A 19,170-nucleotide genomic window follows, 5' to 3' on the forward strand; every position below is an offset into this window, starting at 1 on the left:
ACGAAACGGCCGGCTCCGGGATCAGATCGCTTCCGTAGCCGGACTTTCCGCATTGACCTCCGCCTCAAGAGGCGGGCTGTGCAGCCTTGCGCAAGCCGGCCGTCTCTTCAAGGCTATCAGCGGGAGCGCTTGCCGGCTGCCGGGCCAGCAGGATGATCGCGCCCGCGGCAATCGCTGCCCCGCCGATCGACAGGAACATCGGCGTTGGGCTCTGGTAATATTGCTGAAGCGCGCCGGCGACGAACGGGCCGAGAATGGCGCCGACGCGCGCGACCCCGAGCTCCATCCCAACCGCGCTGGCGCGCACGCCGGTCTCGTAGGAAGCCGCGGTAAAGTTGTTCAGCACAAACTGCGCGCCGATGATGAAGAAGCCGGCGGCTGCGACCGACGTGATGTTGACGATGTGGTCGTTCATCACCACCAGCGACAGCACGGCGAGGCCGCCAATCGCCCACCAGGTCGCGATCAGCCCGCGGCTGCTGCCGGACTTGTCGACCAGATGCCCAAGCACGAGAGCGCCTACGAATGACATGATCTGCATCAGCGCGCCGAAGCCGAAGCTGGCTGCAAAGGTTTCTCCACGCTGCATCATCACGGTCGGAATCCACCCCGACAGGCCGAAGATGCAGAACAGGCTGAGAAATGCCGACGCCCAGATCGCAAACGTAGTCCGGCGATATTTGGGCTGGAGCAGCGCCGCCACAGAATTGAGCGGCTTCTCGGACTCCTCGACGGCAATTTCGGCCGACTGATAGACGCTTGCGCGCTCGGGCCGAAGCTTGCTCAGCATGTCGCGGATTTCGCCGGTGCGGCCTCGAAGGGCAAGGAACTTCGGTGACTCCGGCAACATGAAGTGCATGAAGGGCAGCAACAGGAACGATAGCGATCCGATCCAGTATAACGAGGTCCAGCCGAACACTGGCGTCGCGAACACACCGGCGGCACCGGCGAGCGTTCCGCCAAGCGCCCAGCCGAGGGCTACGCCCCAGAGCGCGAACGTGTTCGCAACCCGTCGCGGCGCCAGTTCGTTGATGTACGTCGTTGCCAAGGGCAGCAGCACGCCAAGACCGATCCCGGTCAGGATGCGCAGGATGCAGAACGACAGAAATGAATCCGCCGAAGTCGCGGTCAGCAGCGTGAAGATACTGGTGATCCAGAGGCCTCCGAGCAGGGTGCCGCGGCGGCCGAGCCGGTCGGCGATGATGCCGTGGATCGCAGCGCCGATCAGGAATCCGACCAGCCCGCTGGAGATCAAAATGCCCGCCTGGCCGGGCTGAAGGCCCCAGGGTTTTGCGACATAATGAATGACGTAAGCAGGATTGAACGTGTCATATCCGTCGAACAGCGTGAGCAGTCCCATGATGGCGCCGAGGCGCCAGTGAAATTTTCCGACCTTTGCCTCGGCTAGTTCCTCGTGAAGATCGATTGCTTTCGCAGTCATGGCCGTATTCCTCCCGGATGGTGATTATGTCGTGTGAGACCGCTTATTCCGCGGCTTGATGGATGCCGTGCCCGGTGGTTTCGTCGAGGTCGAGCTTGAACAGGTCGATGGCATTGCGCCGGCCGATCTTGATCCGATCGTTCTCGCTGATGCTGGTGCTGTTGAACCAGTCGGAGGCATGATCGACATTCTCGAACGGCCAGTCGACCGAGAACAGGATGCGGTCCGCTCCGATTTCGAGAATGGAATCGATCAGCGTCTGCGTGCGGAAATTGCCCGACGTGGTCAGGAAGAAGTTGGCGTTGAAGTAATCGCAGATCTTCTTTTTCGCTTTGTGCTTCGGCGGCGCCTTGACCCAGCCGTTGCGATGATCGACGCGCCACATGCTGTAGGGCAGGCCTTCGCCCATGTGCCCGAGGATGATTTTGAGCTTTGGATGGGCATCGAACAGGCCCGATCCCATCAGGCGCAACGCATGCACGGCGGTCTCCTGTCCGAATGCCCAGGTCGGGCCCATCAGCCACGGATGCCCTTCATAGATCGCGCAGTCCTCCGGCAGCGGATTGCGCGGATGCAGGTAGAAGGGCAGGCCTGTCTTTTCGACTGCTGCCCAGAATGGCCAGTATTGCGGCAGGTCGTAATAGACCGGCCGTTTGCCGTCGCCGATTTGCGAGAAGCCGTTGACCAGCGCGCCGCGGAAACCGAGCGTCGTGATGCAGCGCCCGAGCTCCTTGATCGCAAGATCCGGATCCTGCATCGGCAGCGCGGCAAAGGCCTGAAACCGCGACGGCCGTTTTGCCACTTGCTCAGCGAGGAAGTCGTTGGCCCGGATCGCAATCTCGTTGGCGCGCGCGACATCGGGAATGGCCTGAACCGCCGGCGCGTTTAGCGACAGGATCATCATCTCGATGCCGTGCTTGTCCATTTGCGTCAGCCGCTTGTCCTGGATATCCAGCAGGCGGTCCTTCAGCTCCGGCCAATAGGAGTCCGGGACGAAGCCCGCCGAGTCCATCAGCGTGTCCGGGATGGCGAAATGTTCCTCTAGTGCGATCTTGCCCTGCATGTTGTCCTCGCTGATTTCCGATGTTGATTAGTACTGTCCTTGCGGCGTCAGCCCGAGCGCGAGTTGGCCGTACATGGTGCCGACTGCATCCCAGTTCATGCTGATGTGGCGGCCGACGGCATTGGCGTCGCGCCAGGCGCGCTGTACCGGATTTGAAAGATCGAGGCCGAGCCCGCCGGTCGAGGCGTTCAGGGCTTCAGTGGCGCGAATGGCGAGTGCGACCGAAAACGCCTGGCCGCGGCGGCTGACGATGCGGTCCTCGATCGAAACCGGCTTGTAATCACGTACCGTGGCTGCGCGATCCCTGAGATCGCGCAGCAGCACTTCGCGCGCCGCATCGGCCGAGGCGGTCGCTTCCGCAACGCGCAACTGGATGGTCGGGAAGTCCGCCATGCGATTGTTGTTGCCGGCCACCGCGCCGCGGGTGATCCGCCTGGAGGTGACGGCAAGATAGTCTTCCAGCGCGCCGGCCGCCGCGCCGACCGCGGTCGAGGCCAGGCAGGAAGGGATGTTCGACAGCATCGGGATCGCGAAGGTGGGGTTGGCGGCATAAAGCGCGGCGCCCGGCGTTTTTCCGGACGTCGTGTCGGCGAACGACAGCAGGCGGTGGGCGGGCACGAACACGTCCGATAGCACAAGCGTCTTGCTGCCGGTGCCGCTGAGGCCGACGACATTCCAGGTGTCGTCGATAACGTAGTCGGCAGCCGGAACCAGCAGGAAGGCCGGCGCAAACTGGCCGCTCTCGGTCTTCGACGGCAACAGCGCGGCACACAACGACCATTGCGCGTTGTCGCAGCCGCTGGCGAACGACCAGCGTCCGCTCAAGCGATAGCCGCCCTCGACCTCGATCGCCCTGGTGACCGGTGCGTAGGAGCCGCAGGCCACCGCATCGGGATTGCTGGCCCAGACGTCGCGCTGCGCGCTTTCCGGAAAACCCGCGATCAGCCATTGATGGGCCGCGAGCAGGCCGCCGACCCATGCCGTCGAGGCGCAACTTTTCGCCAGCTCGATGTTCAGTTCGACCAGCACATCGAAATCGTGCTCGTAGCCGCCGAACATCGCCGGCTTGACGATATCGAAATAGCCGATGTTGCGCAGGGCAATGATGTTCTCTTCGGGAACGCGGCCGGCCTTTTCCGTGGTGTGGGCGCGCGCCTTGATCTGCGGCGCGATCTGCGTCACGCGGCTCCGCAACTCGGCAATGTCAGGGCGAGGCGACGGCTGCGCCGGCAGGTCCTTCAACTGGGCGACTGATACCATTGGTTTGCTCCGTGTCTTCGATGGGTCGAAAGGCGGTCAGGGGCAGGGGCGTTTCACGCCGCATGGCTGTCGTGCGGCACCGAGAAGCAATAGGTCGCATCCTGGTAGATCAGCGGCTCGATCGGATCGCGCACGTTCACGGTCTCGGCCTCGCCGATGAAAATCGTGTGCGTGCCATAGGGCACGGCGGCCGCCTTCTTGCAGAAGATGTTGATCTGCGCGTCGGCGAGGTAGGTGACGCCCTCGGCCGAAGTCATCCAGTCGCCGAGCCCGAACCGCTCCTCGGCCGGCAGCGCACCGCTGAAGGCGGATGAAAGCGGGACCTGATCGCGGCGCAGCACGTTGACGCAAAACCGGCGCGCCAGCAGCATGATGTCATGCAGCAGCGTTGCCTGGTTGATGCAAACGATCAGGGAAGGGGGATCAAGCGACAGCGACGTCACGGCGGTCGCCGTCATCCCGTGCCGGCGATCCTGATCGGCCGAGGTGATGACCGACACCGCCGCGGGAAATCGCCGCAACGCGCGCTTGAACGTTTCTCGCAATTCGTCGGATGCCGAATCCAGCGACATGGTTTCCTCCACTGACGGTCCGCTCTCGCCCGGCGGCTTAACTTTCCAAAACAATAATTGCATTTGCAAATATCAGTCAACAGGAAATTTTCAAATGCAACAATTGCCTTGAAAAACGATCGGCGCGCGGCTATTGAATGGTCGCAACAATTGCGACAGCACGGATTGCAAGACCTTGTACAGACTTACAAATTCCTTTCCCTATTTACTCAACCGCGTCGGCGTGCAGATGGGTGAGCTGTTTTCCAGGCGCATTGCCGGTTACGGCGTGACCCTGCCGATGTACCGCGTGATGGCCGCGCTTTGGGAAACCGGCGACCAGCGGCTCGGCGATCTCGCGGCGATGACGACGATCGAGATATCGACATTGTCGCGGCTGGTCGGGGAGATGAAGCGGCGTGGCCTCGTTACGCGCGCGCGGCTGAAGGACAACGGCCGCACCGTTGCAATCAACCTTGCGCCGAAGGGGCGGACACTGGTGGAAGAGCTGATCCCGATCGCCATCCACTTCGAGGAGGTTGCGGTGCGCGATTTCCCGTCGAAGAACATTTCGGACCTGAAGACAGTTCTCGCAGAGATCTACGAGAGCCTGAAGTCGCTCGAACCCGAGATCGAGGAAGCGAACAAGGCACGCAGGGCGGCAAAGACGAAAGCGTGACGCTTAGGCAAGGGAGTGGTAGCTCCGCTGCCCGGCCACAGATCGGCCCACGGGCCTGCGAACCTTTAGCTGCGCATGGTGGCGCGGAAGCCGACGAAGCTCAACGCGCCTGCCACGATGACGGCAATCCAACTCGCCCAGAACGGCAGATCGACGCCATTCAAGGTGACGGACCACCCCATCGCAATCCGGACCAACTGCAGCAGTGCGATGAGTGCAAAGATGGCGGCGGCTAGCGTACAAAAGGTTCTCATGGTCATTGCCGGTCTCCGATGGCACACGAGGATGTGCTCGTCCCCGCATCCAAAATGGGGAGGGACCGGCGTGGCGGCAATCGTCTGGATGGACCGCTGCCAGGAGACATGGATTTCTCGGCGAATGGGTGTCGGACACCGGCAGAGAGCTGAGTTCCCGTCAAGGAGGACCTAATCGTGCAACCGCGACCTCGGCAAAGAGGCCAGCAGCAGCACGACGCAGACACACAGCAAAACAATATCTTTGAAGATGAATTCGCCGGTCAAATTCCAGGCCATCGGGTCGGCCGACAAGCTCCATTTGACCACGCCCGGCGTCGTGAAGAAGAACGACCACGTGATGAAAAACGTGATTACGCCCATGAGTGAGCCGAGGGCGGACAAGAGCGGACTGAATGCGCCTGCCGCGAGAAGTGCTGCAATTCCAAGTTCAACGACACCAAGGAAGTAGGCTTCTCCCCTAACGCCGAAGACGGATATCCATGAAATAAAGGGACTGTTGCTGATAAATTGAACGATTCCTTGTGCCGACTGCAGCGTGAACTTCTGGATGCCAAACGATACGAAGATGATGACCATGACCCAACGCAAAATTGCCAGCAAACGATAAGATCCCTGGCCGTTCTCCGCGATGTTGAGAGCTACCTTCATGTGACCGCCTGTTCCCTTGATTGAGATGAACCGCGCGTGTTGGTGCACGCCCGCAAATGCGTCTACGGGCGATCGGTTTGGACGTTACGCGGCTTCGGATCTCGCCGGTTCACAAATAAGTGCGGTAATTCCGCTGGAATATTGTGCGCCCGCCAAAAAATGGCGCGTTGAAACGCCGGAGCGGGCGACTGACTTAAGCAAAGCGGACTGGAGGCTAAGCGGACGTGATCAATTCATGAGAGTCGTCGGCCTAGCTAGTTCGCCGCCGCACGGCGCTTGTGGCGGCCTGCGACGTCGGGATAGCCGTGCAGCATCACCTTGTCGGCCTGCACGCCCCAGCTTTCCAGCCGATCCAGAAAACTCATGCCGAGCAGGTTGGTCTTCATCTGCCCGCGCGGCACCACCAGCGCCGGAATCGATTTCTCGACGAGCCCACCCACCGCGAGACGATCGAGCGTCAGCCGCGCCGCCTTGGTGTGGCCGCCGGCGGTTTCGACGTCGACGTTGTATTCGAGCATCTCGATCGGCAGACCGATCGCCTTCGCCGTCTCCCAGGTCAGCACCACCGAGGTCGCACCGGTGTCGATCACCATCGGCGCCTTGACGCCGTTGATCTTGGCATGCAGCGCGAATTCGCCGGCCTTGCCGCGCGCGATCTGCACGGCTGGCGCCGGTTCCAGACTGCGTTGCCGCAGCATTTTCGTCACCGAGTTGCTGGCGCGCGTGATCTGGTCCGGATCGCCATAGGCGACGACGGCGCCGGCGGTGGCGGCGAGCAGCGCCAGAACGAGCAAGATGCGGATCACAGCGCGCCTCCGCCGGTTCGTCCCAAGATTCGTCCCGGGATCAGCCACGCTCGGTGCGCGGCGGCATTGGCGCGAGGCCAGCCTCCGCCATGCGCGCCGCAAGCCCTTCCATCACAGCCAATCGCTCCGCGGTCTCCAGGCGGTGCCAGCGCGCGATCTCCGGCAACGTTCGTCCGCAGCCGAAGCAGAGTTTGGTTTTGGGGTCCATCATACAGACTGCGATACACGGCGATTCTTTGCTCATTTATCGATAGTGAAATGGTTTGCGTCCCTTGCGCAAGCGCTCCAGTTACAAGCCGGTTCCTGCACTCATGATCGGTTTGTGACGCGCCCGCCGCTTGTCGTCGGCGGTTGCGGTGACGGTGGGGTCCGGCTGCAGGGGCGGCGCCTCCTCGGCCATCGGCGCCAGCGCGCTCATCACGCGCTCCGGCGGGAAGGTGACGATGACTTCGGTGCCGATGCGCAGTTTCGATTTCAGCGTGAAGGTGCCGCCATGCATGTCGATCAGGCTCTTTGCGATCGGAAGGCCCAGGCCCGCGCCCTGTTCAGCCGATTTGATCGAGTTGGAGCCCTGGCCGAACGAAGCCAGCACGATCGGAATCTCGTCCTCGGCGATGCCGGAGCCGTTGTCCTTGACACTCAGATATTGCCCGCCTGAAGCGGTCCAGCCGACCTTGAGCCAGATCTCGCCGCCCTGCGGGGTGAACTTGATCGAGTTTGACAGCAAATTGAGCACCACCTGGCGCGTGGCGCGTTCGTCACCCCAGATCCGGGGCATGCCGCGCTCGAACACCTCGTGGATGGTGATGCCGCGGCTGGTCGCGCGCAGCTTCAGCAGATGGTGGCAGTCGGCAACGACATGCACCAGCGACACCGCTTCCTCGTTCAGTTCGTAGCGGCCGGCCTCGATCCGCGACAGATCGAGAATCTCGTTGATGAGATTGAGCAGGTGAACGCCCGAATTATGGATATCGGCGGAATATTCCTTGTACACCGATACCGTATGCGCGCCGAAAATTTCGCTCTTCATCACCTCGGAAAAGCCGAGGATCGCGTTCAGCGGTGTTCGCAGCTCATGGCTCATCTGCGCCAGGAAGCGCGACTTGGCGACGTTGGCGGATTCGGCGCGGTGCCGCGCTTCGTCGGAAATCGCCTTGGCCTGTTCGAGCTCGCCGATCAGCGCGTCCTTTTCGGCGCGCGCTTCCAGGGTCGCCAGCGTCGTCGAATGGAGCTGGTGGGCGAGCAGGGCAAAATACGCCTCGGCGGCGACCGCAAGCAGCGCGAGCGCGTAATTGTCGAAGGTTCCGCCCATCACGAAATTGAGCGCGATCGCCGCCGTCACCGGCGCGGTAGCGGCCATCGCCGCAATGGGAAGCGTCGCTGCCAGCATGCTCGACACCGCGATCACCAGCAGCATCAGGAACATCATCATGGTGTTCGAGACGGTGTCGAGGCCGGCAGGATGCAGCAGGATCGCTGTCCAGCTCAGGCCGTAGAGCAGGTCGAGCAGCACGAACCGGGTCTGCCATTTGCGCGTGGCGGCGCGCGTGGGCTGCTCGCTGAGGAAGCGCCTGCAATTGCGAATGATGGCGGCATGGATGCAGAGCATGCCGATGGTCCAGACCGTGGCCGGCACGGCGGCCTTCCAGAGGCCGAACAGCACGCCGGTCGAAACCACCAGCAGCATGACGACAAAGGAGGCAGATACCCGGGTCTGGGCGTATTGCCGGAGCAGTTCGGTATCGAACGCCGGGCGGGTGCCGCTTGATGACGTTAACCGGTCCCGCGCCTCGCGCACCCGCTGCGCCGCCACGCGCCGGGTGTTGACCGGCGGTGGGACCGGCGGTTCTGCCGGAAGCTGGACAACCTCAGGGCTTTCTGCGGGGTTACTCATCAAACAACACAAATCCTGCCCGCGAACCGCGCGGGCTTTTTGCATTGTCTATCTGTGGCGCTAAATCATTAAGCGATGACTTAGAGAGCTAAAAATATCCGTTAACCGGAGGTTAAAATTAACCTGTTCCCGGGGAGGAACCCCGCTTCTGACGGCACAAGAAGCGGGGCCCGTTCTCCGATCTTAACCGGCTTTTTTAACTCACCGCTCCAGCCGGGCCATCAGGCTCGACGTATCCCAGCGCTTGCCGCCCATCTTCTCGACCTCGGCGTAGAACTGATCGACGAGTGCGGTCACCGGCAGGTTGGCGCCGTTGCGGCGGGCCTCCGTGATGCAGATCGAGAGGTCCTTGCGCATCCATTCGACCGCAAAGCCGAAATCGAACTTGCCCTCGTTCATGGCCTTGTAGCGGTTGTCCATCTGCCAGGACTGTGCGGCGCCCTTGGAGATGGTCTCGACCACGGCCGCAACGTCGAGCCCCGACTTCTTTGCGAAGTGAAGGCCCTCGGACAGGCCCTGGACCAGACCCGCGATGCAGATCTGGTTGACCATCTTGGTGAGCTGGCCGGCGCCGGCGGGTCCGAGAAGCTTGCACATCCGTGCGTATGAGCCTGCGATGATCGGCTCGGCCGCGGCATAGGCATCTTCCTTGCCGCCGCACATCACGGTGAGCGCGCCGTTTTCCGCACCGGCCTGGCCGCCGGACACCGGTGCGTCGATGAACTTGAAGCCGGTTTTGGTGGCGGCGGCGTCGAGCTCGCGGGCAACCTCGGCGGAGGCGGTGGTGTGGTCGACGAATACTGCGCCCTTTTTCATGCCGGCGAAAGCGCCATCGGGGCCGATCGTGACCGCGCGCAGGTCATTGTCGTTGCCGACGCAGCACATCACGAAATCCTGGCCTTCGGCCGCTTGCTTCGGCGTCGGCGCGGCACGCCCGCCGAACTTGTCGGCCCATTCCTTCGCCTTGGCGCCAGTCCGGTTGTACACGGTCACCTCGTGGCCACCTTTTTTCACCAGATGTCCTGCCATGGGGAAACCCATCACGCCGAGACCGAGAAAAGCGACTTTAGCCATATGCAATACCTTGGAGTTCGCCGGCGACTTGGGGGGGGCCGGGCGCTGTTTTGGAGGGAGCCGCACCATACCCACTGCGCAGGGGAGGGCAACGCCTTCGTTTGGCGAACAGCGCGGGTTTTGTGCTAGGATAGGGGGCTGAAGAACCTCACAAAAAAGGGAGTGACATCGCATGGGCGTCAGCGTGGGCGTGCTCGACCATTTCAATATCCGGACCCGCAACCTTGCCGACACGGTCCGGTTCTATGAGGACATTCTGGGCCTGGAAAAGGGCGCTCGGCCGAACTTTGCCTTTCCGGGTGCGTGGATGTACAGCGAGGGCAAGGCGGTGGTGCACCTCGTCGATATCTCCAGGACCGAGGAACCGCAGAAGCCCGATTCCGGCGTCGTCCACCATGTCGCGTTCGCCAGCTACGGCTTTGACGGCATGAAGCGGCGGCTGGAGCAGAAGGGCATGGCATACGACTCCCGGCAGGTACCGGGCGGCGACCTCTGGCAGATCTTCGTCAATGACCCCAACGGCGTCATGATCGAACTGAACTACGAGGCTGCCAAGGAGCAGACGGCTGCCGCGCCGGCCGAGCGGCGGGACGACGTGGGAGTGAGGTAGCCTTTTGCGCTGAACCGCTCTATGGGTCGCATCGGACTGGCATAGCGTTTTGCAACGAGGGCCCGGTTTCTCGGATTTGCTCCGAGGTGCATCGGGTCGCGCCAAGGAAGCGCGTCAATACAAGAGAGTAGAGCCCGGTTCTCACTCAGGACCGAAAGGGCTTCAGGAGATGCGCGAGTGAGCGTTACGCAGCAGCAGGTTCTCGATTCCCTTAGGCAGGTGGCCTCGCCCCGTGGCGTGCCCCTGACCAATGCCAACGTGCTGTCGGCGATCTCGGTCACCGACGGCAAGGTGTTCTTCTCCATCAACGTCGATGCTGCGGAGGCCCGCGCCTGGGAAAGCGTGCGCGCACAGGCCGAGGCCGCCGTGCGCGCGATCCCCGGCGTCACCGCGGCGATGATCGCGCTGACGGCCGAGCGCAAGCCGGGCTCGCCGCCACCTGCGCCCGCGCCGCATCGGCATGCGCATTCACATTCTCCCGGTGTGCAACCGGCTTCCGCGCATCGGCCGCCGCAAGGCGGGGCGTCGCCGATGTCGAAGCAGGCGGAGATCCCGGGCGTTGCCGCCGTCATCGCGGTGGCCTCGGGCAAGGGCGGCGTCGGCAAGTCGACCACCGCGCTCAACCTGGCGCTGGGTCTGCGCGATCTGGGCTTACGCGTCGGCCTGCTCGATGCCGACATTTACGGTCCGTCCGTGCCGCGGCTGACCGGCATCCATGAGAAGCCGCAGCTCGACGACAACAGGAAGATGATTCCGATCCAGCGTTTTGGTCTTTCCATCATGTCGATCGGCTTCCTGGTCGAGGAAGACACCGCAATGATCTGGCGCGGGCCGATGGTGATGTCGGCGATCACCCAGATGCTGCGCGACGTGGCGTGGGGCACGCTCGATATTCTGGTCGTCGACATGCCGCCCGGCACCGGCGATGCGCAATTGACGCTGGCGCAGAATGTGCCGCTGAAGGGAGCGGTGATCATCTCGACCCCGCAGGATCTCTCGCTGATCGACGCGCGGCGGGGGCTTGCGATGTTCAAGAAGGTCAATGTGCCGGTGCTCGGCATCGTCGAGAACATGAGCTACTTCCAGTGCCCCGAATGCGGCACCCGCTCGGATATTTTCGGTCATGGCGGCGCGCGGCATGAAGCGGAGCGGCTGGGTGTCCCGTTCCTGGGTGAGATCCCGCTGCACATGTCGATTCGGACCACGTCCGATGACGGTAACCCGGTGGTGGCGAGCGACCCGGACGGTCCGCATGCCGCGATCTACCGGGCCATCGGGACCAGGGTCCGCGACCAGCTCCAGGGCGCCATCGCCGCGGCCTGAGGGAGCTTTATCCGCGCCCCCTAAGACTTTGGTTTAATCAGTGCAGTCATGCCTTTGTCGCGTTTTCGAGGGCCGACTTCCGTGTTAAAGCCGCCCCGCCAGAGCGCCCCGGATGACGTGGAATTCGCCCCGCCGGAGGACGCTTGAGGAATATGGGAAACGCCCCGTCTTAAGGAGACTTGAATGAAGCGTCGTGATTTTTTGAAGGTTTCAGCGGCCGGTGCTGCCGCGACAGCCGTTGCCTCGCCGGCGATCGCGCAATCATCGCCTGAGATCAAATGGCGCCTGACGTCGAGCTTCCCGAAATCGCTCGATACCATCTATGGCGGTGCCGAGCAGGTGGCGAAATACGTCGCCGAAATGACCGACAACAAGTTTCAGATTCAGGTGTTCGCGGCCGGCGAAGTGGTTCCGGGCCTGCAGGCGCTCGATGCGACCTCCAACAACACCGTCGAGATGTGCCACACCGTCTCGTACTACTACGTCGGCAAGGACCCGACCTTTGCGATCTATGCTTCGGTCCCGTTCGGTCTCAATGCGCGCCAGCAGAATTCCTGGTGGTACCAGGGCGGCGGTGATGCGCTCGGCAACGAGTTCTTCAAGAAGTTTGGCGTGGTCGGCTTCCCCTGCGGCAACACCGGCACGCAGATGGGCGGCTGGTTCCGCAAGGAGATCAAGACGGTCGCCGATCTCTCGGGCCTCAAGATGCGCATCGGCGGCATCGCCGGACAGGTGTTGCAGAAGGTCGGCGTGGTGCCGCAGCAACTCGCCGGCGGCGACATCTACCCGGCGCTCGAAAAGGGCACCATCGATGCGGCCGAGTGGGTCGGTCCTTATGACGACGAAAAGCTCGGCTTCGCCAAGGTCGCGAAGTACTACTACTATCCGGGCTTCTGGGAAGGCGGCCCGATGGTCCACGCTTTTGCCAATCTGGAGAAGTGGAATTCGCTGCCGAAGAACTACCAGGCGATCCTGACCAATGCGTGCGCCCAAGCCAATACCTGGATGACTGCACGTTACGACATGCAGAACCCGTCCGCGTTGAAGCGCTTGGTGGCCGGCGGCACGCAGCTGCGTCCGTTCACTAATGAAGTGCTGGAAGCCTGCCTGAAGGCGACCAACGAATTGTGGGCCGAGATCTCCGGCAAGAACGCCGACTTCAAGAAGTCGATCGACGCGATGCAGGCTTACCGATCCGACCAGTATCTGTGGTGGCAGGTTGCCGAATACACCTATGACAGCTTCATGATCCGCTCGCGCACCCGCGGCTGATTACGTCTTAAGTCGTAGAAAGAAGCCCGGCCTTCGCAAGAAGGCCGGGCTTTTTCGTTTGCCCGCATAGTTCGGGATGGAAATCGGGAACCGGCTGTTCCATGCTGGATGCGAAGACCTCGCCAAGAAGGTCATCAGACACAGACACAACCAGCAGGGATGGATCCAATGAAGAGAAGGGATTTTCTCAAGGTAACGGGTATTGGCGCGGCAGGCGCCGCTACCTTGGCAGCGCCTGCCATCGCGCAGTCAATGCCGGAGCTCAAATGGCGTCTGACGGCAAGCTGGCCAAAATCGCTCGACACCCTGTGGGGTGCTGTCGAGGTGATGGCCAAGCACGTCGCCGATGCCACCGACAACAAGTTTCAGATTCAGACGTTTGCCGGCGGCGAGATCGTTCCCGGCCTGCAGGTGCTCGATGCCGTGCAGAACGGCACCGTCGAGATGGGTCATACGGCGTCCTACTATTATTTCGGGAAGGACCCGACGTTTGCGTTTGGAACGGCCGTGCCGTTCGGACCCAACCAGCGCCTCAACCAGGCCTGGTACATGCTGGGCGGTGGCAGGGAGCTGCTCAACCAGTTCTACAAGGGCTACAACGTCACGTCGTTTCTGGCCGGCAATACCGGTTGCCAGATGGGCGGCTGGTTCCGAAAGGAAATCAACACCGTCGAGGATATGAAGGGATTGAAGATGCGCATCGGCGGCTTTGCCGGGCGCGTGATGCAGAAGCTGGGCGTCGTGCCTCAACAGCTTGCCGGCGGCGACATCTATCCCGCGCTGGAAAAAGGCACGATCGACGCGGCGGAATGGGTCGGGCCCTATGACGACGAGAAGCTCGGCTTCAACAAGGTCGCGCCCCACTACTACTATCCCGGATGGTGGGAAGGCGGACCGATGCTGCTCGGGATCGTCAATCTGGACAAATGGAATTCGCTGCCGAAATACTATCAAAGCGTCATCGAGCAGGCGGGCCAGTCCGCCAACAGCTGGATGATGGCCAAATACGATCAGCTCAATCCGCCGTCGCTGAAGAAGCTGCTGGCGGGTGGCACCAAGCTGCACAGCTTCTCGCCGCCGATCATGCAGGCCTGCCTGAAGGCGACCAAGGAATTGTACGCTGAAACATCAGCGACCAATCCGAACTTCAAGAACGTGCTGGAATCGATGAATACGTTCACGACCAACGGATATCAGTGGTTCCAGGTCGCCGAACTCGGCTACGACAGCTTCATGGCGCGCAATCCGCAGAGCTGATCACCGCATCGCAACCGCCACAAACAAAAACCCCGGAGCGGAAGCTCCGGGGTTTTTGTTTTGGGAATAGGCCGCGCCGCTACTGCTTTGGCCCGCCGAAATCGAGCGGTGGCAGTTCGATCTGCGGCACCTCGATCTTGACCTTGCTGAGATCGACGTCGAGCGGCTTGTCGAGCAGCGCCGTCACCGTGATCGGGAAGGCGATCACGATCGCCACCATGATCGCCTGCAGGCCGATCCAGGGCATCGCGCCCCAATAGATGTCGGAGCTCTTCACTTCCTTCGGCGCGACGCCGCGCAGGTAGAACAGCGCGAATCCGAACGGCGGATGCAGGAACGATGTCTGCATGTTGACGCAGAGCATGACGCCGAACCAGATCAGCGCCGCATCCGGCCCCACGACGGGCGCCAGCACCTTCTGCGCGATCGGCGCCACCATCGGCAGGATGATGAAGGCGATCTCGAAGAAGTCGAGGAAGAACGCCAGGAAGAAGATGAAGAGGTTGATGAAGATCAGGAAGCCCCAAACGCCGCCGGGGAGCGAGGTCAGATGGTGCTCGAGCCAGACGCCGCCGGAGACGCCGAGGAAGACCACCGAGAAGCAGGTCGAGCCGATCAGGATGAACACCACCATGGTGGAGAGGCGCATGGTCGACTCGTAGCCCTGCTTGATCAGGTCGCGCAGGTCGGGAATGCGGACGGCTTCGAGGCAGAGCCAGACGACAGCGATATAGAGCACCGCGAACGTCAGTTTCAACAGCTTGCCTTCGCCGATGAGCATTCCGACGATCACGGCGACGCCGGTGGCAGCGATGCCGACGAGGAGCATCTTGTGCCCCTTGCTGCTCAGATCCTTGTGGTGGATTGCGGCGAGAACGATCGCGCCGATCGCGCCCATAGCGCCGGCTTCCGTCGGCGTCGCCAGACCAAGCATCATCGTGCCCAGCACCACGAAGATCAGCACGGCCGAGGGGATGATGCCCATCAGGCATTTGCTCCAGAGCGCCCAGCCTGTCAGCGTTCGCGCTTCCTTGGGTACTGCCGGCACGTGATGGGGCAGGAAGAGCCCGAGGAAGAACGTGTAGCCGGCGAACAGGGCGATCTGGAGCACCGAGGGGCCCCAAGCGCCGAGATACATGTCGCCGACCGACTTGCCGAGCTGGTCGGCCATCACGATCAGCACCAGCGAGGGCGGCACCAATTGGGTGATGGTGCCGGATGCGGCGAGCACGCCAGTGATGTAGCGGACGTTATAGCCATAGCGCAGCATCACCGGCATCGAGATCAGCGCCATGGCGATGACCTGCGCCGCCACCGTGCCGGTGATCGCGCCGAGGATGAAGCCGACGATGATGACGGAATAGCCGAGGCCGCCGCGGATCGGGCCGAACAACTGGCCCATCGAGTCCAGCATGTCTTCGGCGAGCCCGCATCGCTCGAGCACCGAGCCCATGAACGTGAAGAAGGGAATAGCCAGCAGCAATTCGTTGGAAAGCACGCTGCCGAAGATGCGCCCCGGGATCGCCTGCAGGAAGTTCATGTCGAAGAAGCCGAGATAGATCGACAGGAACCCGAACGACAGCCCGAGCGCGGCCAGCGTGAAGGCTACCGGAAAGCCGATCAGCATGGCCAGAATCAAGCCGCCGAACATCAGCGGCGGCATCATCTCCAGCGTGATCATTGGGTAGGCCTCTCGTATTTCGCATCGATCACGACATAACCCTTCAGTGCAGCGATGCGCTTGATCACTTCGGAAACGCCTTGCAAGGCCAGGAAAACGAAGCCCACGGGAACGACGAGCTTGATCGGCCAGCGCAGCAGGCCGCCGGCATTGCTCGACGTCTCGCCGACGACGTAGGCCTGCATGAAGAACGGCCACGACAGGTAGCTGAGCAGCAGGCACGACGGGATCAGGAAGAACAGCGTGCCGATCAGATCGAGCCGGAGCTGCCCGCGCTCGGACAGCATCAGGTAGAGAATTTCAACCCGAACATGCTCGTTCTTCTTGAACGTATAGGAGGCGCCGAACATCACGAAGACGGCGAACATGTACCACTGCAGTTCGAGCCAGGCGTTGGAAGAGTAGCCGAACGCGTAGCGGATCATTGCGTTGCCGGCGCTCACCACGCAGGCGGCGAGCACGAGCCAGTTGCAGACGCCGCCTATTTTCTCATTGAGCCAATCGATAGAGTTACTCAGTGCCAGCAATGGGCGCATTACGCTCTCCTCGGCCGCGTCATCGACGCGCGCCGGATGTATTATTAGATATTGCGTTGCCATCTCGCGCCGGACGTCTGGAGCTGCAGTCCTGCTCCAGATCCAAACGCGCAAGTCCGTTCGCGCGTGAAAAACGCGCGAGTCCGCAACTCAGTCGCAGATGCGATTGCAACGATATTCCTCCCCCGTCTCGCGCCACCGCCGTCTTGACTGCAACCCGAAGGATGCAGCGGCCTGTTCCGGCCGTGCTGGCGTGAAGCAGGGGCACCATTTCAGCGCGCCGCGGCGGCGTCAATCGGAAAATGGACAAATTGACGCGGGAGTTAATTCGTTGGTTGGCCTGACGAAATCCGGGTTGCCGTGGCGCGCGAATGAGCGGCGAAATCAGCCGCCGGTGACGCTCATGTGTCGCGAAACGCTCGGGCGATTATGCCGGCGGTCGATGATGAAGTCGTGGCCCTTCGGCTTCAGCCCGATGGCGCGATCGATCGCGGCCGAGAGCAACTCGTTGTCGGCGGAGGCGCGCAGCGGCTTACGCAAATCGGAGGCATCCTCGTGGCCGAGGCAGGTATGCAGCGTGCCGGTGCAGGTAATCCGTACCCGGTTACAGGACTCGCAGAAATTGTGGGTCATCGGCGTGATGAAGCCGAGCTTGCCGCCGGTCTCGGCAACGCGGACATAGCGTGCGGGGCCGCCGGTATCGTCGTCGAGGTCGGTCAGCGTGTAGTGCTTGGCGAGGCGGGCGCGCAGAAGCGACAGCGGCACATACTGGTCGATCCGGCCTTCGCCGATGTCGCCCATCGGCATGACTTCGATCAGCGTCAGCGCCATGCCCTTGCCGTGCGCCCATTCCATCAGCGCGGGGATTTCCTCCTCGTTCATGTTCTTCAGCGCCACCGCGTTGATCTTGACCGCAAGGCCTGCGTCGCGCGCGGCTTCGATGCCGGCCAGAACCTTGTCGAGATCGCCCCAGCGCGTGATGGTGCGGAACTTCTGCGCATCGAGCGTGTCGAGCGAAACGTTGACGCGGCGAACGCCGCAGTCGCGCAATTCGCCGGCGAAGCGCGCCAGTTGCGAAGCGTTGGTGGTCAGCGTCAGTTCATCGAGCGCGCCGCTTGAAAGATGGCGCGACAGCGAGCGCACCAGCGACATCACGTTGCGCCGGACCAGCGGCTCGCCGCCGGTGAGGCGGATCTTGCGCACGCCCTTGGCGATGAAGGCCGAGCACAGCCGGTCGAGTTCTTCCAGCGTCAGGAGGTCGGCTTTCGGCAGGAACGTCATGTCCTCGGACATGCAGTAGAAGCAGCGCAGGTCGCAGCGGTCGGTCACCGACACGCGCAAATAGCGGATCGTCCGGCCGAAGGGGTCAATCATCGGACGGAACAACTGGTCGTGTGAGGCGGATCCGCTCATTCAAGCTGCCTGGTAAAGGGTCTTTGCGCGCTTTGTCGCTAGCATAATCTAGGCACGTTGTAAGGCGCCTACAATCCGCAACCTTAGGCGGGGCCCGCGATGGAGGCGGGTACCGGGATCAGCGCGTGACGGGCTGCGCCGGGGCAGGGGCCGGAAAGGGCGATGCGGCCGCCGGCGCTGCGGCAGCCTTGGGCTTTTTCGGCCGCATCGGCTTGCGCGGCGGCGCGGCCGGCTTGAGTTCCGCGAACACCGGGCTGGGCTCGATGATGGTCGTTGCCGGGCCGGTAGCGTCGCCGGGATTGCGGATCACCTGCACCGGAACGGTTTCCGGCTGGAATTTGGGGCTGGTGAAGGTGACGGAGAAGCCAGCGTCGGGCGCGGGTACCTCGACCGAGCAGGGGGTTTTGCAGGCCGGCCCGAGCGAGGTCGTGGCATCGGCTCCCGGCGGCGTTGATTCCAGCGCAACCTTCACCAAGGGCGGCGCCGACTTGAAGGAATCAAGGGAAAACGAGGAGCATCCACCCAGGCTTGCTCCAATGACAGCAATCGCGATGACACGACGCATGATCGATTACTCTGACTTGGGGCTAACCGCCGTAATCCCCAATGCCGAACCATAGGAGGGCGGGAACCGGGCTGCAACCAAGCCGCGCAAAATCGTTAAGGGATGGTTAACGCAAAGGATTAGCGTTCCTAATACGTCAAATAAATCAGTTGGTTGTAGTCAGGACGTGATCTTGCTGAGGCTTTCCACCGCCGCCGGCAGGTCGCGCATGTGGCCGATCAGCCGGTCGGGCTTCAGCTCGGCGATCGGTACATCGGTGTAGCCGAATTCGACGCCGATCACGGGAATGCCGGCCCGTCGCGCCACACCGACGTCGGGGCCGGCGTCGCCCACCATGATGGTCGCCGCCATATCGCCGCCCGCCCGCGCCACCGTCTGCTGCAGGATGATGGGGTCGGGCTTGGCGACGCCGAACGTATCGGCGCCGCAGATCGCGGCAAATCGCCCGCTCAAGCCCAATTGGTCGAGCAGCCGCTTCGACAGCCATTCCAGTTTGTTGGTGCACACCGCAAAGCGGCAGCCCCGCGCCTTGAGATCGTCGAGGGCTGCTTCCAGCCCCTCGAACGGCCGCGACTCCACGGCGATGTGGGTCGCGTAAAAGTCGATGAAATCCTTGGTGAGGCGATCAATGTCCGCAACGCTCATGAAGCGGCCTTCCAGCTCGAGCCCACGCTCGAGCAGCTTGCGGGCGCCAGCGCCGATCATGTTGCGCGCCGATTTCAGAGGCACCGGCGGCAAGCCCTCCCGGTCGAGCACGTAATTGAGCGCGGCGATCAGGTCGGGCGCGGTGTCGACGAGGGTGCCGTCGAGGTCGAAGACAACGGTGCGGGGAAGGGTCAT

General features: G+C 62.4%; 20 protein-coding genes. 5 read left to right on the plus strand and 15 right to left on the minus strand.

Going from position 1 to position 19,170, the window contains the following annotated elements:
- Positions 1-64: 64 nt before the first annotated feature.
- Genes V1283_RS12230 through V1283_RS12245 form a run of 4 tightly spaced genes read right to left on the minus strand, consistent with a single transcriptional unit; the run spans position 65 to position 4,336 of the window.
- Entirely contained in the window at positions 65-1,441 is a 1,377-nt protein-coding gene (locus V1283_RS12230) for an MFS transporter (RefSeq protein WP_334386740.1), read from the minus strand.
- Positions 1,442-1,484: 43 nt separating this feature from the next.
- Positions 1,485-2,504 (minus strand): amidohydrolase family protein, encoded by a 1,020-nt coding sequence (locus V1283_RS12235; protein ID WP_334386741.1) that lies wholly within the window; start codon positions 2,502-2,504, stop codon positions 1,485-1,487.
- Between the two features lie 27 nt (positions 2,505-2,531).
- The gene (locus tag V1283_RS12240) at positions 2,532-3,764 is read right to left on the minus strand and encodes a flavin-dependent monooxygenase (protein ID WP_334386742.1); all 1,233 of its coding nucleotides are present in this window, start codon (positions 3,762-3,764) and stop codon (positions 2,532-2,534) included.
- Between the two features lie 53 nt (positions 3,765-3,817).
- The gene (locus V1283_RS12245; protein WP_334386743.1) at positions 3,818-4,336 is read right to left on the minus strand and encodes a flavin reductase family protein; all 519 of its coding nucleotides are present in this window, start codon (positions 4,334-4,336) and stop codon (positions 3,818-3,820) included.
- 175 nt (positions 4,337-4,511) lie between these two features.
- Between V1283_RS12245 and V1283_RS12250 the strand changes: the two genes are divergently transcribed.
- On the plus strand, positions 4,512-4,994 hold the full coding sequence (locus V1283_RS12250) for a MarR family winged helix-turn-helix transcriptional regulator (RefSeq protein ID WP_334386744.1): 483 nt from the start codon (positions 4,512-4,514) through the stop codon (positions 4,992-4,994).
- 65 nt (positions 4,995-5,059) lie between these two features.
- Here the strand turns inward: V1283_RS12250 and V1283_RS12255 are convergent, their stop codons facing one another.
- The 6 genes from V1283_RS12255 to V1283_RS12280 form a co-directional block, all read right to left on the minus strand.
- Positions 5,060-5,254, minus strand: a complete 195-nt coding sequence (locus V1283_RS12255) for a hypothetical protein (RefSeq protein WP_334386745.1) — start codon at positions 5,252-5,254, stop codon at positions 5,060-5,062.
- A gap of 165 nt (positions 5,255-5,419) precedes the next feature.
- Complete coding sequence (locus tag V1283_RS12260; protein ID WP_334386746.1) at positions 5,420-5,899, minus strand: DUF417 family protein; 480 nt, start codon at positions 5,897-5,899, stop codon at positions 5,420-5,422.
- 254 nt (positions 5,900-6,153) lie between these two features.
- Positions 6,154-6,705, minus strand: a complete 552-nt coding sequence (locus V1283_RS12265) for a TIGR02281 family clan AA aspartic protease (protein ID WP_334386747.1) — start codon at positions 6,703-6,705, stop codon at positions 6,154-6,156.
- A 40-nt stretch (positions 6,706-6,745) separates the two neighbouring features.
- On the minus strand, positions 6,746-6,949 hold the full coding sequence (locus V1283_RS12270) for a DUF1289 domain-containing protein (RefSeq protein WP_334386748.1): 204 nt from the start codon (positions 6,947-6,949) through the stop codon (positions 6,746-6,748).
- 45 nt (positions 6,950-6,994) lie between these two features.
- Complete coding sequence (locus V1283_RS12275; RefSeq protein WP_334386749.1) at positions 6,995-8,599, minus strand: sensor histidine kinase; 1,605 nt, start codon at positions 8,597-8,599, stop codon at positions 6,995-6,997.
- A gap of 201 nt (positions 8,600-8,800) precedes the next feature.
- Positions 8,801-9,673 carry an NAD(P)-dependent oxidoreductase gene (locus V1283_RS12280; protein ID WP_334386750.1) on the minus strand — a complete coding sequence of 291 codons (873 nt, stop codon included), beginning with the start codon at positions 9,671-9,673 and terminating at the stop codon, positions 8,801-8,803.
- A 172-nt stretch (positions 9,674-9,845) separates the two neighbouring features.
- Here V1283_RS12280 and V1283_RS12285 point away from each other — a divergent pair, with 172 nt between their 5' ends.
- The 4 genes from V1283_RS12285 (at position 9,846) to V1283_RS12300 (ending at position 14,135) form a co-directional block, all read left to right on the plus strand.
- Positions 9,846-10,283: a VOC family protein gene (locus tag V1283_RS12285; RefSeq protein ID WP_334386751.1), complete on the plus strand. Its 438-nt coding sequence runs from the start codon at positions 9,846-9,848 to the stop codon at positions 10,281-10,283.
- A gap of 177 nt (positions 10,284-10,460) precedes the next feature.
- Positions 10,461-11,606, plus strand: a complete 1,146-nt coding sequence (locus V1283_RS12290; RefSeq protein WP_334386752.1) for an Mrp/NBP35 family ATP-binding protein — start codon at positions 10,461-10,463, stop codon at positions 11,604-11,606.
- Positions 11,607-11,789: 183 nt separating this feature from the next.
- On the plus strand, positions 11,790-12,878 hold the full coding sequence (locus tag V1283_RS12295; RefSeq protein WP_334386753.1) for a TRAP transporter substrate-binding protein: 1,089 nt from the start codon (positions 11,790-11,792) through the stop codon (positions 12,876-12,878).
- A 168-nt stretch (positions 12,879-13,046) separates the two neighbouring features.
- The gene (locus V1283_RS12300) at positions 13,047-14,135 is read left to right on the plus strand and encodes a TRAP transporter substrate-binding protein (RefSeq protein WP_334386754.1); all 1,089 of its coding nucleotides are present in this window, start codon (positions 13,047-13,049) and stop codon (positions 14,133-14,135) included.
- Positions 14,136-14,214: 79 nt separating this feature from the next.
- On the opposite strand, the gene V1283_RS12305 is transcribed toward V1283_RS12300, so the two are convergent.
- From V1283_RS12305 to V1283_RS12325, 5 genes are all read right to left on the minus strand, one after another.
- Entirely contained in the window at positions 14,215-15,816 is a 1,602-nt protein-coding gene (locus tag V1283_RS12305) for a TRAP transporter large permease (RefSeq protein WP_334386755.1), read from the minus strand.
- On the minus strand, positions 15,813-16,352 hold the full coding sequence (locus V1283_RS12310) for a TRAP transporter small permease subunit (RefSeq protein WP_334386756.1): 540 nt from the start codon (positions 16,350-16,352) through the stop codon (positions 15,813-15,815). Before V1283_RS12310 ends, V1283_RS12305 begins: the two co-directional genes overlap by 4 nt.
- A gap of 384 nt (positions 16,353-16,736) precedes the next feature.
- Positions 16,737-17,765 (minus strand): GTP 3',8-cyclase MoaA, encoded by a 1,029-nt coding sequence (gene moaA / locus V1283_RS12315; protein WP_334386757.1) that lies wholly within the window; start codon positions 17,763-17,765, stop codon positions 16,737-16,739.
- 118 nt (positions 17,766-17,883) lie between these two features.
- Positions 17,884-18,330 carry a hypothetical protein gene (locus tag V1283_RS12320; RefSeq protein ID WP_334386758.1) on the minus strand — a complete coding sequence of 149 codons (447 nt, stop codon included), beginning with the start codon at positions 18,328-18,330 and terminating at the stop codon, positions 17,884-17,886.
- 159 nt (positions 18,331-18,489) lie between these two features.
- Complete coding sequence (locus tag V1283_RS12325; protein WP_334386759.1) at positions 18,490-19,170, minus strand: HAD family hydrolase; 681 nt, start codon at positions 19,168-19,170, stop codon at positions 18,490-18,492.

Source organism: Bradyrhizobium sp. AZCC 2262 (genome assembly GCF_036924535.1).
Classification (GTDB): domain Bacteria; phylum Pseudomonadota; class Alphaproteobacteria; order Rhizobiales; family Xanthobacteraceae; genus Bradyrhizobium.

What these genes read in the sequence shown, in the direction of transcription:
- V1283_RS12280 (WP_334386750.1), bottom strand. Translation starts at nt 9,673, where the DNA reads ATGGCTAAAGTCGCTTTTCTCGGTCTCGGCGTGATGGGTTTCCCCATG.
- V1283_RS12285 (WP_334386751.1), top strand. Translation starts at nt 9,846, where the DNA reads ATGGGCGTCAGCGTGGGCGTGCTCGACCATTTCAATATCCGGACCCGC.
- V1283_RS12310 (WP_334386756.1), bottom strand. Translation starts at nt 16,352, where the DNA reads ATGCGCCCATTGCTGGCACTGAGTAACTCTATCGATTGGCTCAATGAG.
- V1283_RS12235 (WP_334386741.1), bottom strand. Translation starts at nt 2,504, where the DNA reads ATGCAGGGCAAGATCGCACTAGAGGAACATTTCGCCATCCCGGACACG.
- V1283_RS12320 (WP_334386758.1), bottom strand. Translation starts at nt 18,330, where the DNA reads ATGCGTCGTGTCATCGCGATTGCTGTCATTGGAGCAAGCCTGGGTGGA.
- V1283_RS12275 (WP_334386749.1), bottom strand. Translation starts at nt 8,599, where the DNA reads ATGAGTAACCCCGCAGAAAGCCCTGAGGTTGTCCAGCTTCCGGCAGAA.
- moaA (WP_334386757.1), bottom strand. Translation starts at nt 17,765, where the DNA reads ATGAGCGGATCCGCCTCACACGACCAGTTGTTCCGTCCGATGATTGAC.
- V1283_RS12325 (WP_334386759.1), bottom strand. Translation starts at nt 19,170, where the DNA reads ATGACCCTTCCCCGCACCGTTGTCTTCGACCTCGACGGCACCCTCGTC.
- V1283_RS12270 (WP_334386748.1), bottom strand. Translation starts at nt 6,949, where the DNA reads ATGAGCAAAGAATCGCCGTGTATCGCAGTCTGTATGATGGACCCCAAA.
- V1283_RS12255 (WP_334386745.1), bottom strand. Translation starts at nt 5,254, where the DNA reads ATGACCATGAGAACCTTTTGTACGCTAGCCGCCGCCATCTTTGCACTC.
- V1283_RS12240 (WP_334386742.1), bottom strand. Translation starts at nt 3,764, where the DNA reads ATGGTATCAGTCGCCCAGTTGAAGGACCTGCCGGCGCAGCCGTCGCCT.
- V1283_RS12305 (WP_334386755.1), bottom strand. Translation starts at nt 15,816, where the DNA reads ATGATCACGCTGGAGATGATGCCGCCGCTGATGTTCGGCGGCTTGATT.
- V1283_RS12230 (WP_334386740.1), bottom strand. Translation starts at nt 1,441, where the DNA reads ATGACTGCGAAAGCAATCGATCTTCACGAGGAACTAGCCGAGGCAAAG.
- V1283_RS12295 (WP_334386753.1), top strand. Translation starts at nt 11,790, where the DNA reads ATGAAGCGTCGTGATTTTTTGAAGGTTTCAGCGGCCGGTGCTGCCGCG.
- V1283_RS12245 (WP_334386743.1), bottom strand. Translation starts at nt 4,336, where the DNA reads ATGTCGCTGGATTCGGCATCCGACGAATTGCGAGAAACGTTCAAGCGC.
- V1283_RS12260 (WP_334386746.1), bottom strand. Translation starts at nt 5,899, where the DNA reads ATGAAGGTAGCTCTCAACATCGCGGAGAACGGCCAGGGATCTTATCGT.
- V1283_RS12300 (WP_334386754.1), top strand. Translation starts at nt 13,047, where the DNA reads ATGAAGAGAAGGGATTTTCTCAAGGTAACGGGTATTGGCGCGGCAGGC.